Source organism: Ruegeria sp. BB6, assembly GCF_056539385.1.
Map to the genome: position 1 here is coordinate 282,993 of NZ_JBQFUW010000001.1, position 15,380 is coordinate 298,372.

The window sequence follows — 15,380 nt, forward strand, 5'->3', positions numbered from 1 at the left end:
TCCCCGTCCCTAATGTGCGCCTTCGTAGGCTTCTTCACCCTCTCCAAGGCTGTCCTTGTCGAGGTATTTTCCAACGCTGTCCGGTCCTTCCACGTACTCCAGATACGACCGGTACAGGAACGCGATGGCGTGCAGGAACACCATGCCTGCAAAGGCCACCAGAAGGATCTTGAACAGGAAGTAGGCGTTGAACCCATTTGGGCTGAAGCCGATGGTTTCCACGTTCCAACGCAGCGCGCGGGATTTCAGAACCAATTTGTCCAGCGTGTCACTGGCCGAAGGCTTCGGCACGATCAGGTGCCGCCACATGAAATACCAGCCGTACATCCATGTCAGCACCGCCATCGGCATCATGAACAACAACGCACCCAGCATGTCGACGACTCGCTTAGCCCGGTGGCTGATGCCTGCATAGATCAGGTCAACCCGAACATGACCGCCCTGCACGAAGGTGTAGGTACAGCACAGGCACACGACCATTGCGTTATACAGCTTCAGTTCTTCGGCATACCAACTGATATCCATCTGGATCGGGATGCCGAAACCAAAGGCCATATCGGGCCGTGCAAACACCCGCTGCATGAAAACGATGACGATCTGCTGGATGACCATCAGCAGGCCCGCCCAAGCAAAGAAGCGCCCGGTGGTGTTGGCGAACCCCTCAAGGCCGCGCACCATGCCCCACATGAAGTTCCGGTAGTACAGGCCAATGGCCGTCAGAACCAGAAAGATGGTGAAGATCACAAAGAAGAACTCGACTGATCCGCCATAGTAGACAAAGCGCATGATGGCTTCTTTGTCCGACCAGTTCAGCCAGAGTTGCGGATGCGTGATGGCGTATCCGAAATTATAGAAGGCTTCGGCAATGTTCTGAATGAACCAAACCAGTCCATTCCACAGGGCGCCGAAGAACGAGATACCGTTTTCGTCCTGCATGTTGTCCCCAGGTCGCGTCAGTTGCACTGCAGCTTATTGTTGGCTTGTCCGAGCCCTGCATGTGCAACGGGAAAGGCTTCCCCGCGCTGGGCGGGGAAACCAATTGAGTTCAGGTCCGGCGATTAGCCGCGAACGCGGTCGCGCTGTGCGGTGTAAGCACCCGACGACAGGTTCAGCCAAGCCGAAGACGCAGCCATCGAGCTCATCGCGCTGTCGTGGATCTTCTTGAACAGCTCGTCGCCCATGTTTTCGTCCAGAACTTCCTGGCTGGCGGTGCCGAAGGCATCCCAAACGCTGTCCGGGAATTCCATGACTTTCACGCCGCCCGACTGCAGACGCTGCAGGGCCGCACCGTTGTTTGCCAGGAATTGCGCCAGGTTCCACTGGTGCGCTTCGGCGGCAGCGATCTCGATGATCTTCTGCTGTGCCGGTGTCAGTTCCTCGAACACGTCGCGGTTGGTCGCCAGCGACAGACCTGCGCCCGGCTCGTGGAAGCCCGCGGTGTAGTAGGTCTTGGTGATCTCCTGGAAACCGGCCTTTTCGTCGGCCCACGGTCCGATCCACTCGGTCCCGTCGATCGCGCCGGACGACAGTGCTTGATACACTTCCGAACCCGGAATGTTCTGTACGGACGCGCCCAGTTTACCCAGAGCTTTACCGCCCAGACCGGGCATGCGGAACTTCAGGCCATTGAAGTCTTCGGGGCTGTTGATCTCTTTCGAGAACCAGCCGCCCGCCTGCGCACCGGTGTTACCGGCCAGGAACGACTTCAGGCCAAAGATTTGGCCCAGCTCGTCATGCAGCTCCATGCCGCCATCATGGTAATACCAGTTCACCAGTTCCTGCGCGGTCATGCCGAACGGAACAGCGGTGAAGAAGGCATAGCCCGGGTGCTGACCCACAAAGTAGTAGTCCGCCGCGTGGTACATGTCGGCCTGACCCGACGAAACCGCGTCGAAAACCTCGAACGCGCCAACCAGTTCACCGGCAGCCTTGATCTCAACGTTCAGGCTGCCGTCAGACATTGCGGTGATGCTGTCTGCGCAACGCTGCGCGCTGTCGAAAACACCAGCCAGACCACGACCCCACGAGGTCACCATGGTCAGGGTACGCTGACCCTGCGCGTAAGCCGGAGCTGCCAGCGTGGTGGCCGCAGCCGCCGAGCCGCCCAGAGCAGATGTTTTCAGAAATGAACGACGATCCATATGAGTATTCCTCCCCTACATATCCAATACCCCAGCCGATGCCGGGGGCAGTCGTTATCAGTGCGCGTCAGCCTAAAGACCCCGAATTGAATGTGAATACCTACTACTACGTAGGCGGATCGGTTTTTGCCGGGTTCGCGGACGAAAATGCCGAAAAACTCCACAATTTTTGCCGGTGATCACTGCGATTTGCGACCGGCAGCCCAAAAATTTTGCATTTTCCCGCAGGCTTGCGTATCGATTCGACCATGAGGGGATTACGGAACCTGATTTCGCTGACCTATGGCCAGAAGTTGTCGCTTGTCGCGGCGATTCCCTTGGTGGTGGCCGTGGCTGCGATTGCTCTGCTCGTGGCCTACGAGTCCCGCGCAACGGCCGAGCGCGAGATTCAGGCATTGGAACGCAGCCTGGTCGAGGCCAAGAAAGAAGAACTGCGAAACTACGTGACCCAGGCTCGCAACGGGTTCGCATATATCTACGGTCGCGCATCGACTGACGACAAGATCGCGCAGAACCTTGTGACGCAAATCCTGTCGGCGATGATTTACGGCAAGGACGGTTTCTTTTTCGTCTACGACTATGACGGCAACAATCTTGTCAGCCCACGCCAGACCGAGTTCATCAACCGCAACTGGGAAGGTCTGACCGACAGCGACGGCACACCCATCGTGGACGAATTCATCAGTCTCGCCCGTCAGGGGGCTGGCTGGCACAGCTTCATGTGGCAAAAGCCCTCTACCGGAGAAGAAGCCCAAATGATCGCCTATGTCGTCGGCCTGCAGGACTGGCGCTGGGCCGTAGGGACCGGGGTTTTCATCGACGACATCGTTGCCACCGTTGCCAATGCCCGCGCCGAGGTCGAGGCACGCGTTCAGCGCACCTTTATGTATATCGGCGGCATCGTGCTGGCCGCGGTGCTGATCGTCTTTGCCTCGGGCATGTTGCTGAATTTCCGCGAACGCAGACTGGCGGATGCCAAACTGAAAGAACTGACCCAACGCGTGTTTGACGCGCAAGAGGAAGAACGCGGTCGGGTGGCCCGTGAACTGCATGACGGGATCAGCCAGATACTGGTCGGGGTGCGCTATGCCTTGGACAATGCCCGTCGTCGCCTGTCGCGGGGCGATGACGCAGGCGCGCGTGATCCGTTGGAAAAGGGGATCGACCACCTTGGTACTGCCATCACCGAGGTCCGCCGCATCAGCCGTGATCTGCGCCCGGGCGTTTTGGACGATCTGGGGCTTGGCCCGGCGCTCAAGGCGCTAACCGACGACTTCCGCGAACGCACCGGGATCGAGACCGAGTTTTCGACCGTCGTCTTCCGCAACCGTCTGGATCAGGACAGCAAGATCGCGCTGTATCGCATCGCCCAAGAAGCCCTCACCAATATCGAGCGTCACTCTGGGGCAACGCGCGTCACAATTGATTTGCGCGGCCATAAGAAAGGCGCGACAATGCGCATTACCGACAACGGGCGCGGCCTGCGCAGCGACCCCGGACAGGCAAGCGCCGGGATCGGATTGCGGAACATGCAAGAACGCATCGAACAGCTTGACGGCTCCTTGCGTATTCTGTCATCACGCGGCCCACGCAGCGGTACGGTGATCGAGGTCAGCCTGCCCCTGAGCCACCTGTTGCCACCGCAAGAAGACGCAACCCCGAACCGAAAGGCCGGTACATGAGCGACCAAACGATCCGGGTCCTTATTGTAGACGATCACCCGATGGTCGCCGAAGGGATTCAGTCGATCCTCGAAAGCTATGACGAAATTCACGTCGTCGGTACGCTCGGCAGTGGGCAGGAGGCGGTCGAAAAGGCGACGGACCTGGCCCCCGACGTCATCCTGATGGACCTGAACATGCCGGGGCTAGGCGGGTTAAGCGCAACCGAGATCATTCTCGAACGTCTGCCCCAAACTCGCATCCTGATCCTGTCGATGCATGACAGCCCGGAATATATCTCGACCGCGCTGAGCCACGGCGCCAAGGGATATGTCCTCAAGGATGTTCAGACCGAAGAGATCAAACAGGCCATCGACGCCGTGATGCGGGGCGAGCAATACCTGTGCACAGGTGCCAGCGGTTCCTTGCAGCCCAAGGGCGAAAGCACCCGAGAGGCGTTGACAGGGCGCGAACAGACAATCCTGCTGGAGCTCGCGCAAGGTAAGTCGAACAAAGAGGTCGCCCAGACGCTGGATATCTCTGTTCGCACCGTCGAGACGCACCGAAAGAACATCAAACGCAAACTGGGCATTTCATCAACGGCGGGTCTGACGCGCTATGCGCTGGAACACGGCGTCCTGCAAGGCACCAGCCCCGGCTTTTGATCCCGCAGCGCGCAGCGCTGCCACGCCCAACCAGCGGAGGCGCGCCAAAGGCGCGTCGACAATGGGCGGGAGGGTCTTTTTCGGACAAGGACATCAATCCAGCAAGGTGTCCTTTCTCATCCCTTCCCGCGCCAGGTGATGGGGCAGAACACGACCATATAGCTGACGGGTCCGCTCTACCCCGCCGCACATGCCCTCAGCCTCGACAAATGAAAATATGCCTACATAGCGGCTGCGCGCACCCTGCACGGGTGCAACCCTATGCAGCGCATAACGCCCTTTGAAAATCTGAAGATCGCCGGGCTGCAACTCAAGCTGGCGCACCCGCGCTCTGTTTCCGTCCAGAATGGACGCCACAGTCTCAAAATTCTCGTCGTTTGAACTGCGCAGGTTTGGCACGTATTCAAAAGCGCCACCTGCCTCACCGTTTTGGATGGCCAGTGTCACGGTGTAGTTGTTGGTGTCAAAATGCCAGGGAAAACCCTGCCCCTCCTCGACGACGTTGATAATGACATCGGCAAGAGGGTCATCATAGCGAAAGAACCGGTCAGGTGGCTCATCCAACGCTGCGCGGATGAAGGGTAGGAAACCTTCATATTCGTACAGCCGACGCAGCGGACCCGACTTTTCAAAATTATCGGCCGGTACAAAGGCGTTGGACCGGTCATAGAACCGCCGGACAGGATGTTCCGCCGCCAACTGCGGATTGTCCTGCGTAAAGTAGGCATTGGTGCGATTGAAAGAACGATGCGCCTTGGAGGCCGTGGCCTCGGCCTCACTCACCAAAAGCTGCACCCCTTCGGCATGAACAAAGCCCGGCAGAACCGCGCACCCATCCTGATCCAGCTCACGCCTCAGGTCGTTGATCAATTGATCATACGCCCGCGAGCCCGGACAATCGATCGGATACCGTCCCAGATCCACAAGATCATGCAGCATGTCCCGTCTCCTTTGCCTGCAAAGACAAGCTCAGCGTGACTCAGCCCAACTGCCTGATCATGCTTGTTTGGGACATTGCCATGACGCTTTCCGACACTCTTGATTTCGAGATCAACACGCCGACAACAGTGAATTTTCCCGAATCTTCCGATCATGCGTCAATCTGCGCAATAAAATGTCGCAAAATTCACCACTCAAGATACAAAATTGGTACGATTGCCTGTTGACGCCCCCTTTCACCGCCCATAATGTCCCTGCACGCAAAAAAGGAGCCTCTGGCGATGAAATCGCTAGTCGTAATCGTAGGAAACACGCGCATGGGCCGGTAACGGTAAACCATAATTGAACCCATGCGCCTCCGAAAATCTCGGGGGCTTTTTTTTTGGCAAAACGCAAGACACATGTCGCGAACGGAGCAAAGCAGATGACACGTGAGATGACCGGCGCAAAGATGGTGGTTCAGGCCCTCAAGGATCAGGGCGTGGACACGGTATTCGGATACCCCGGCGGCGCCGTGCTACCGATCTATGATGAGATTTTTCTGCAAAACGACATTCGCCACATTCTGGTGCGTCACGAACAGGGTGCCGTGCACGCCGCCGAAGGTTATGCGCGTTCGACCGGCAAGCCCGGCGTTGCGCTGGTGACTTCCGGCCCCGGTGCCACCAACGCGGTAACCGGCCTGACCGACGCATTGCTGGATTCAATCCCGATCGTGGTTCTGACCGGTCAGGTACCAACCTTCATGATCGGCTCGGACGCCTTTCAGGAGGCTGATACCGTCGGCATCACCCGCCCCTGCACCAAACATAACTGGCTGGTGAAAGACACGGATTCGCTGGCTGAGACCATGCATGAGGCGTTCCACGTTGCCACCTCGGGCCGTCCCGGTCCGGTGCTGATCGACATCCCGAAGGACGTGCAGTTTGCATCGGGTGAATATACCAGCCCGAAGCCGTCCACTTCGCACTATCAGCCAACGCTGAAAGGCGATCTGGAAGAAATCACAGAACTGGTCGCCGCGATAGAGACGGCCAAAAAGCCCGTATTCTATACTGGCGGCGGCGTGATCAACTCTGGCACTGCGGCCAGCCAGTTGCTGCGTGAACTGGTGGACGCGACCGGATTTCCGATCACTTCGACCCTGATGGGGCTGGGCGCTTATCCGGCTTCGGGTGAGAACTGGTTGGGGATGCTGGGGATGCATGGTCTTTATGAGGCCAACCTCGCGATGCATGATTGCGACCTGATGATCAATATCGGCGCGCGGTTCGATGACCGGATCACAGGGCGGATTGATGCCTTCTCGCCGAACTCGAAAAAGGCGCATATCGACATTGATCCTTCGTCGATCAACAAGGTGATCCGCGTGGATATCCCGATTGTGGGCGACGTGGCCCATGTGCTTGAGGATATCCTCAAGGTCTGGAAAGCGCGCGGTCGCAAGACCGATGCTGCGGCCGTGTCGCAATGGCAGGCGCAGATCAGTGACTGGCGCAAGGTCAACTGTCTGGCCTACACCAACAGTGAAAAGACAATCAAACCGCAATACGCGCTGCAACGCCTTGAAGAACTGACCAAAAACCACGACCGCTATATCACGACCGAGGTTGGCCAGCATCAGATGTGGGCCGCGCAATACCTTGGATTTGAGGACCCGAACCGCTGGATGACCTCGGGCGGGTTGGGCACGATGGGCTACGGCACCCCGGCTTCGATCGGTGTGCAGATGGCCCACCCCGAGGCGCTGGTAATCAATGTCGCGGGTGAGGCTTCGTGGCTGATGAACATGCAGGAGATGGGCACCGCCGTTCAATACCGCCTGCCCGTCAAACAGTTCATCCTGAACAACGAACGTCTGGGCATGGTGCGTCAGTGGCAAGAGCTGCTGCATGGCGAGCGGTATTCGCATAGCTGGTCCGAAGCCCTGCCCGATTTCGTCAAACTCGCCGAGGCATTCGGGGCCAAGGGCATCCTGTGTTCCGACCCCGCCGATCTGGACGATGCGATCATGGAGATGATCAACTATGACGGCCCGGTGATCTTTGACTGTCTGGTTGAAAAACACGAGAACTGCTTCCCCATGATCCCGTCGGGCAAGGCCCATAACGAGATGCTGCTGGGCGAGGCCGAGACGCAGGGCGTGATCGACTCCAAAGGTTCGGTTCTGGTTTAACAAAATTCGACGAATAATGTCGGGTGCTGTGGTGCCCGGCTATCGCAGGATGATGAAAGGGACGTAAATGTCTGCCCTACATATCAAAAAAGGCTCTACCCGCCATTCGGCCTATAACCTACGGCCCACCTTCTCGGACGTGCAAGAGCGTCACACGATTGCCGTTCTGGTCGAGAACGAGCCCGGCGTTCTAGCCCGTGTGATTGGACTGTTCTCGGGTCGCGGCTACAACATCGAAAGCCTGACCGTGGCCGAGGTGGATCACACCGGCCATCTCAGCCGCATTACCATCGTCACAACCGGCACGCCGCAGGTGATCGAACAGATCAAGGCCCAGTTGGGTCGGATCGTGACTGTGCACGACGTTCATGACCTTACGGTCGAGGGGCCGTCGGTCGAACGGGAATTGGCCATCATCAAGGTCGTCGGCGAAGGCGACAAGCGGGTCGAAGCGCTGCGGTTGGCTGATATTTTCCGTGCAAATGTGGTCGATAGCACGCTGAATTCCTTCATTTTTGAGATCACCGGCGCGCCGGATAAGATTGATGCCTTCGCGGACTTGATGCGTCCGCTGGGCCTGGTCGAAATTGCCAGAACAGGCGTCGCTGCCCTGCTGCGCGGTGACTGACGTGCCAAGCCTCGCCCGCAGTCTGGATCTGTGGGCGAGGCTCTGAGGGTGTTGCCCCTCAATCCAAGTGTTTCAATGGATTTCAGGTTTCTACCTCACATCGGAAACCAACAAAACACCATACAAAATGGCATAAAGCCTATTGCGTTTGCGCTAGGCCACGCTAGCCTTGAAGGGCTCTGAGACGCATTCTTCGGAGGCGTCGGTACAGCTTGGCGCGTGCTTTCGACCGTTGGTCAAATGCTACGCGCTTCAAAAAACACTTGGGGAACATGGGACAGCAATGACCAATGAAACCCGCAGCCCGGCGGAACTGCGCAAGGTGTTCGGCGCAAACCTGCGACGGTTGGCGCAGCAGTACCCTTCTGTTTCGGAACTCTGCCGTCAACTCGGCATAAACCGCACGCAATTCAACAGATATCTCGGCGGCGAGAGCTTTCCCCGGCCAGACATTCTTGATCGCATCTGCAATTTTTTCGATGTCGATGCCCGCATTTTATTGCGCCCTATCGACAAGATTGACTTGCCGCCGCCCCACCCGGCGGCAACTGCGCTGGTGGATTTTCTGGGATCAGGCCCAAACACACTGACCGAAAGCCTGTTTCCTGCGGGGTTCTACTATGTCTCGGAAACCGGACTTGAGGACCCGCACCCATCCAGACACAGATTGCTACACGCGCGCCGGTTGCCTCAATGCACCTTGGTTCGCAGCTATGAACCGCCCGTTGGAACAGAGCCCCTGCCCCCGGCCCAACGTGAAGTCCAGGGAATTGCAGCCTGTGCCGGCCACCAGATTTACATCCTGATGTCTGGCCGAGCGGCCCAGAACAGCCGGATTTACCTTATGACCCGCGGCAGCGAAGACAACGCAGATCGGTGGCGTGGTGTAGCAATTTGCCTTTCCAAAACCACGGCGAGCGCGACAACAATGCGCCGGCTTTCCCTACGGCATTTGGGAACAAACCCAACATCGGCATTTGCCGCCGCCCGGGCCGCCCGTCGCGCGGAACAAATCACGGCCAGAGCGACAGCATGAACGTATGAGCTATGCTTCAGCCGTTGCTTCTGACTGCGTGATCAACCGATACAGATGCCAGCTTGCGTGACCGAGCAAAGGCAGAACGACAAGAAGCCCAAGAAACCAGGGGATCATCGCGACAAAGGTCAGAACCGCAACAAAAACGCCCCAGCCCAGCATGACCGGCATGTTCGCACTGACATAGCTGTAGCTGGCGATCATTGCGGTCACGAAGTCCAGCTCTCGATCAAGGAGCATTGGGATCGAAAGCACTGTAATCATGTAAAGAACTGTCGCGAAAACTGCGCCGACGGCTGTCCCCACGGCCAACATGGTCAGACCGTTCGGCGTCAAGTACACTTCGAGAGAAGTGGACACGTTGGTCATGGTCGAAAGCCCCATGAATAGCGCAAAAATCATGTGGCCCAAAAAGAACCAAAACAAAAACATCACCACGATGATCGCGCAAATGGACGGCAACTGCCGCCGACCCTGTTGAGCGACGACACCGAATATGGCTTTGACGTCCAAAGGCTCGCCCTGCTCAATCCGGTGCGAAACCTCATACAGACCCACAGCCGCGAAAGGACCAAGCAACGGAAATCCGATAGCGGCAAGCACAAGCCAAAAGGATGTCTGCGTCTGGATTGTCACCCAAGCCATGGCCCACCCAGCCACGACGTAGAAACTGGCAAACAGCAAGCCGAACATTGGGGCGCGACGATAGTCCGCCCAAGCAAGACGCATCGCCTCGCGCAGCATTTGCGGGTTCACTGGCCCCATCTTTGGAACGCCAAAAGGCTTCTCCATCGTTTCTCTCTCCTCCCCCTGCACCTTCACAACTTAGGCGGCTTGTTTTGCGGCCACTGTGTCGCGTCGTGATACGCAGCCCCGATCGACAAGATGCGCTCATCTGCCCCCCGAGGCCCAAAGACCTGCAACCCCAACGGCAACCCCTCGGCTCCGAAACCGGCAGGAACCGACAGACAAGGCAACCCGATCAAACTCACAGGCACGACAACCTGCATCCAACGATGATACGTATCCATCTTTTTTCCTGCTATTTCCGTCGGATACGGCACATCAACGTCAAAGGGCCAAACCTGTGCTGCTGGCAACACAAGAGCGTCAAAACGCTCAAACACCTCTGCAGCGCGACGATACCAGTCTGAACGCGCGACACTGGCCCGATGCACCTGCATCGCAGTCAACCCGAGCCCGCGGTCCAGATCCCACAAAGCCGTATCTTTTAACTTCGCGCGATGCTCGGTCAAAGGCGCGAGGCTTGCGGCCACGCTCCACGACCGCAAAGTTGCCCAGCTCTCCCACATCTTCTCAGCCTCAAATGGGGCGGGCACGTGCTCGACACTCGCACCAAGCTGCGTGAAAATCTCCAACGCCGACTGGCAGAGGTCAACGATCCCTTCCTCGTACGGAAATGCGCCACCCCAATCACCCAGCCAACCGATACGCATCCCTGTCATGTCCATTGCGCGTATAGGAGAAACCGCCCGGCTCGGCCCGCTCAAAGGCTGTCGCGCGTCTGGTCCGGAAATGACATCCAGCAATAGCCCAATATCTTCGGGAATTCGCGCCATTGGGCCTAACGTGGATAGCTGATGCAGAAAACCATCTCCGACCGGCTCGGCCGGCACGCGCCCCCAGGTGGGACGAAACCCGTACACATTGTTCCACGCGGCCGGATTGCGCAAACTGCCCATCATGTCCGTCCCATCCGCCAGCGTGACCATACCAGTGGCCAACGCAACAGCGGCCCCACCAGATGAACCACCGCAGGATCGCTCTGTGTCATATGGATTCCGCGTGGCCCCGTAGACCGGGTTAAACGTATGCGACCCCAATCCAAATTCCGGCGTGTTGGTCTTGCCTATCAGGATCGCCCCCGCAGCGCGCATCCTCGCTGCAATCAGATCATCATTTGCCGGTACATGGTCTTTAAACAACGGCGAGCCCTGCGACGACGGTATCCCGGCGACGTTCACAAGATCCTTTACGGCTATTGGCAATCCATGCAGTGCGCCTTTGACCGGCCCCTCGTCCAGTGCACGCGCCTCGGCCAACAGCTCACCTTCGTCGCGCATGGCAACTATAGCGTTCACAGACCCATTGACCGCCGCTATACGGTCCAATGTCGCGCGCATCACATCAACAGCGGAAAGACGCCCCGCAGACATCTCAGCTACCAAAGCTGTCGCGGTTCCCTCTCTCAAGTCCATCCGGGTCTCTTCGGCTTTGCATTACTCTTATGCAATCAGCCTAACGGGGGCGACTTCTCATTTAAACCCATTGTTTAAATGTATCTTTTCTCCGCCACACAGCCGTGCCCGGATCCACTTCATCTGGCCCAAAATATCCCGGGGGAGACGCGCAACGCGCGGCGGGGGCAGAGCCCCCTTCCCAGCTTAGTCGCCTTGCGCCTCGGACCGACTTTTGCCCGCTACATTCAGCGCCAGCGTCGCTGCCATGAACTCATCCAGATCACCATCCAACACACCCTTGGTATCCGAGGTTTCGTGGTTGGTCCGCAGGTCCTTGACCATCTGATAGGGTTGCAGCACGTAAGACCGGATCTGGTTGCCCCAGCCCGCGTCGCCCTTGGCCTCATGCGCCGCGTTGATGTCGGCGTTCCGGCGATCCAGCTCTTGCTGGTACAACCGCGACTTCAACGCCTTCATCGCAATATCGCGGTTCTGATGCTGCGATTTCTCGGAGCTGGTCACCACGATGCCAGTCGGAATGTGCGTGATCCGCACAGCCGAATCCGTCGTGTTCACGTGCTGACCGCCAGCGCCAGAGGACCGATAGGTATCAATACGGATATCCGCCGGATTCACCTCGATTTCGATATTGTCGTCCACCACCGGATAAACCCAGACCGAGCTGAACGAGGTATGCCGCTTGGCCGCCGAGTCATAGGGCGAAATCCGCACCAACCGATGCACGCCGCTTTCCGACTTTAGCCAGCCATAAGCGTTGTGACCGGAAATCTTGTAAGCGGCGGATTTGATCCCCGCTTCTTCTCCGGCCGTCTCGGACTGCAACTCGACCGTGTAACCCTTTTTCTCGGCCCAACGCACATACATCCGCGCCAGCATCGACGCCCAGTCGCAGCTTTCGGTACCACCCGCACCCGAGTTGATCTCGAGGAAGGTATCGTTGCTGTCCGCCTCACCATCCAACAAGGCTTCCAGCTCTTTCTTGGCGGCCTTGGCCTGCAGCGCCTTGATCGCGGACTCGGCGTCTTGGACAACCTCGTTATCCTCTTCCATCTCGCCCAGTTCGATTAGTTCGATATTGTCGCTCAAATCCGTTTTGATCGACTCATAGGTCTCGATCGCATCGACCAGCATCTGACGCTCGCGCATCAGTTTCTGCGCGTTTTCGGGGCTGTCCCACAGGTTGGGGTCCTCAACCCGCGCGTTGAATTCCTCTAACCGGTGCGGCGCAGTTTCATAGTCCATGCGCTGCGCCAGCAGCTCCAGAGACTTTTCGATTTCCGCCACGATATTCTGGGTTTCGGCGCGCATGATTACGTCCCAACTTGCTCAATCAGGTTTGCGTGATATCAACAGGTCCGCGCCACCACAAGACGGCGCGGACCCGAATACTGCGCGTCGTCAATAAAGCCCGCCGCCCTGCAACTCGCCCTGGCTGGCATTTGGGCCAACTGTGACCGTGTTGCCCGTCGAAGTGGTCACCTGACGGCCCGAGCTATGAACCTCCTCAAACAGAGGCAGATCAGAGCCCATCGCAAAGCCGCCATCATAAACGCGGTCGATAAAGCCATCTACGCCATCGCGGAAATACTCGGCCACAACGTATTCGCCGGTTGCATCAGCAGGCAGGCGCGCGCCGCTAAAGCGGTCGATCTTAATGAAATGCCCACCCGGAGGCACTTCAAACGGGCCGCCACCATATTTTGCAACGGCTTTTTCCATGAAGCTCTGGAAGACAGGACCGCACATCGTGCCGCCATATGCCCCCCGCCCCATCGGGCGCGGGCGGTCATATCCAATGTAGCAACCAGCGACGATATTTGATGTGAAGCCAATGAACCATGCGTCCTTGGATTCATTTGTTGTGCCGGTCTTACCAGCCGTCGGCACCGGAAGGTTGACATGGCGCGACGCAGTTCCGCGATCGACAACGCCCTTCATCATCGAGGTCAACTGATACGCTGTAATCGCGTCCATGACCTGACTACGGTTGGTTTCGATGGTGGGGGACTCGTCCGGTTCCAGCCAGCTTGAATTGCAATCCAGACACTGTCGATCATCATGGCGGTAGATCGTCTTGCCGAACCGATCCTGAATCCGGTCAACCAGCGTCGGCTCAACCCGCTCACCGCCATTGGCGAACATCGCGTAGGCCGCGACCATTTTGTAGAGCGTGGTTTCCTCGGACCCCAACGAGTTGGCAAGGAAGGCACCCATCCGATCATAGACGCCAAAGCGCTCGGCATAGCCTGCGACGACAGGCATCGTGACCTCTTGCGCCAGACGAATGGTCATCAGGTTCCGCGACTGTTCAATACCCGTGCGCAGCGGCGTCGGGCCGTAGAACTTGTTTGACGAGTTCTTGGGCCGCCACAAACCTTGCGGCGTGTTCACCTCAATCGGGGCGTCCACAACGATCGTTGCCGGGCTGTATCCACTGTCGAGCGCAGCCGCATAGACGAACGGTTTGAAACTCGACCCCGGCTGGCGTTGAGCTTGCGTCGCGCGGTTGAAGACCGAGTCCTGATACGAGAACCCGCCCTGCATCGCCAGAACACGGCCCGAGTTTACGTCCATCGCGACGAAACCGCCCTGCACTTCGGGCACCTGACGGGCGGACCATTGCCCCTCCTCTCCGGCCATGACCAAAATGACATCGCCGCGCTTGAAATTGTCCTGAAAATTACCCTGCATCCACTGAATGTCCGAGCGAGGGACGGTGCCATCCGCTGGGCCATTTTCAACGCCGACAGTCAGCGACTGGTCTGAGACGTTCAGCACGACGGCAGGATACCATTGCGTTGGCAGAACCACGTCGCGCGGGATTTCCATGATGGCCAGCGCTTCGCGCCACCGCACCTCATCCGTCAGGTTTTCTTCGGGGATCACCTCACCCGTTCCGCGCCATTTGCCGCGTGAGCGGTCGTATTTCTGCAACGCTTCGCGCAGCGCACGCGCCGCTTCAACCTGCATTTCCTCATCGACCGAGGCACGGACGGTAAAGCCACCGGTAAAGAATTCCCCCTCGCCGAAGTCCTCACTCAACTGTCGGCGGATTTCGTCGGTGAAATAGTCACGCGGCGGCAAAGCGGTGCGGAAACTCTCAAAGTCACCATTCTGAACCGAGCGCAAGGGCATGTTGACCTCTGCGTCATAGGTAGCCTGATCGATATACCCGTTCTGGTTCATCTCGCGCAGCACATAGTTGCGACGCGCCATCAGCCGGTCCTTTTCACGCACTGGATGATAATCAGACGGTGCCTTTGGCATGGCAGCCAGTGTTGCGGCCTCATGCGGGGCGAGTTCCTGCAGTGTCTTGTTGAAATAGGTCTGGGCCGCAGCAGTCACGCCGTAAGAGTTCTGCCCCAGAAAAATCTCGTTCATATACAGCTCAAGGATCTGTTCTTTATCCAGCGTATCCTCAAGCCGTGTGGCGAGGATAATCTCCTTGATCTTTCGCTCGGCCCGGCGGTCGCCGGACAGCAAAAAGTTCTTCATTACCTGCTGGGTAATGGTGGACGCGCCGCGGACGTTCTCGCCCTTGGACTTAACCGCCTCGACACCCGCCGCAATGATACCGCGCGGGTCATAGCCCTGATGAGTGTAAAAGTTCTTGTCTTCGGCCGAGATAAACGCCTGTTTCACCAGATCAGGGATTTCCTCGGACGGGGTAAACAGGCGGCGCTCCTGCGCGAATTCGTCGATCAACTGACCCTCACCGGAATAAATCCGGCTGATCGTTGGTGGCTTGTATTGCGCCAGCGATTCATGGCTGGGCAGATCGCGCCCATACATCCAGAAGATCGCGCCAATGACTAGCGCGGTCATGAAAATGCCCAAGGTCACGAGGCTGAAGATCGCCCCGAAAATTGATAGAATGAAACGGATCACGTTACTGCCTTTTGCTCGCGGTGC

Annotated in this window: 12 protein-coding genes; 5 read left to right on the top strand and 7 right to left on the bottom strand. The window is 57.9% G+C overall.

Annotation, left to right across the window (positions count from 1 at the left end):
* Positions 1 to 9 precede the first annotated feature (9 nt).
* Complete coding sequence (locus ACR0B7_RS01380; RefSeq protein ID WP_170382794.1) at positions 10 to 936, bottom strand: TRAP transporter small permease subunit; 927 nt, start codon at positions 934 to 936, stop codon at positions 10 to 12.
* Positions 937 to 1,058: 122 nt separating this feature from the next.
* Entirely contained in the window at positions 1,059 to 2,141 is a 1,083-nt protein-coding gene (locus ACR0B7_RS01385; RefSeq protein ID WP_170481382.1) for a TRAP transporter substrate-binding protein, read from the bottom strand.
* A gap of 248 nt (positions 2,142 to 2,389) precedes the next feature.
* On the opposite strand from ACR0B7_RS01385, the gene ACR0B7_RS01390 reads away from it, so the two are divergent.
* Together ACR0B7_RS01390 and ACR0B7_RS01395 are read left to right on the top strand one after the other, a co-directional pair.
* On the top strand, positions 2,390 to 3,823 hold the full coding sequence (locus ACR0B7_RS01390; RefSeq protein WP_170564907.1) for a cache domain-containing protein: 1,434 nt from the start codon (positions 2,390 to 2,392) through the stop codon (positions 3,821 to 3,823).
* A complete protein-coding gene (locus tag ACR0B7_RS01395) occupies positions 3,820 to 4,467 on the top strand; it encodes a response regulator transcription factor (RefSeq protein WP_170481377.1) in 648 nt (215 codons plus the stop codon). Before ACR0B7_RS01390 ends, ACR0B7_RS01395 begins: the two co-directional genes overlap by 4 nt.
* A gap of 93 nt (positions 4,468 to 4,560) precedes the next feature.
* Here ACR0B7_RS01395 and ACR0B7_RS01400 read toward each other — a convergent pair whose 3' ends face one another.
* Entirely contained in the window at positions 4,561 to 5,406 is an 846-nt protein-coding gene (locus tag ACR0B7_RS01400) for a HalD/BesD family halogenase (protein WP_170481375.1), read from the bottom strand.
* A 424-nt stretch (positions 5,407 to 5,830) separates the two neighbouring features.
* On the opposite strand from ACR0B7_RS01400, the gene ACR0B7_RS01405 reads away from it, so the two are divergent.
* The 3 genes from ACR0B7_RS01405 (at position 5,831) to ACR0B7_RS01415 (ending at position 9,246) form a co-directional block, all read left to right on the top strand.
* The gene (locus ACR0B7_RS01405; RefSeq protein WP_170413748.1) at positions 5,831 to 7,582 is read left to right on the top strand and encodes an acetolactate synthase 3 large subunit; all 1,752 of its coding nucleotides are present in this window, start codon (positions 5,831 to 5,833) and stop codon (positions 7,580 to 7,582) included.
* Positions 7,583 to 7,649: 67 nt separating this feature from the next.
* On the top strand, positions 7,650 to 8,210 hold the full coding sequence (ilvN, locus tag ACR0B7_RS01410; RefSeq protein WP_170382781.1) for an acetolactate synthase small subunit: 561 nt from the start codon (positions 7,650 to 7,652) through the stop codon (positions 8,208 to 8,210).
* 283 nt (positions 8,211 to 8,493) lie between these two features.
* Positions 8,494 to 9,246, top strand: coding sequence for a helix-turn-helix domain-containing protein (locus ACR0B7_RS01415; RefSeq protein ID WP_170569640.1), 753 nt, complete (start codon positions 8,494 to 8,496; stop codon positions 9,244 to 9,246).
* Positions 9,247 to 9,255: 9 nt separating this feature from the next.
* Here the strand turns inward: ACR0B7_RS01415 and ACR0B7_RS01420 are convergent, their stop codons facing one another.
* The 4 genes from ACR0B7_RS01420 to ACR0B7_RS01435 form a co-directional block, all read right to left on the bottom strand.
* Positions 9,256 to 10,038, bottom strand: a complete 783-nt coding sequence (locus ACR0B7_RS01420; protein ID WP_170481371.1) for a DUF2189 domain-containing protein — start codon at positions 10,036 to 10,038, stop codon at positions 9,256 to 9,258.
* A 26-nt stretch (positions 10,039 to 10,064) separates the two neighbouring features.
* Positions 10,065 to 11,465 carry an amidase gene (locus ACR0B7_RS01425; RefSeq protein WP_170576624.1) on the bottom strand — a complete coding sequence of 467 codons (1,401 nt, stop codon included), beginning with the start codon at positions 11,463 to 11,465 and terminating at the stop codon, positions 10,065 to 10,067.
* A gap of 186 nt (positions 11,466 to 11,651) precedes the next feature.
* The gene (gene prfB, locus ACR0B7_RS01430; RefSeq protein ID WP_170413759.1) at positions 11,652 to 12,776 is read right to left on the bottom strand and encodes a peptide chain release factor 2; all 1,125 of its coding nucleotides are present in this window, start codon (positions 12,774 to 12,776) and stop codon (positions 11,652 to 11,654) included.
* A 90-nt stretch (positions 12,777 to 12,866) separates the two neighbouring features.
* Positions 12,867 to 15,356: a PBP1A family penicillin-binding protein gene (locus ACR0B7_RS01435; protein WP_170382771.1), complete on the bottom strand. Its 2,490-nt coding sequence runs from the start codon at positions 15,354 to 15,356 to the stop codon at positions 12,867 to 12,869.
* Positions 15,357 to 15,380 lie beyond the last annotated feature (24 nt).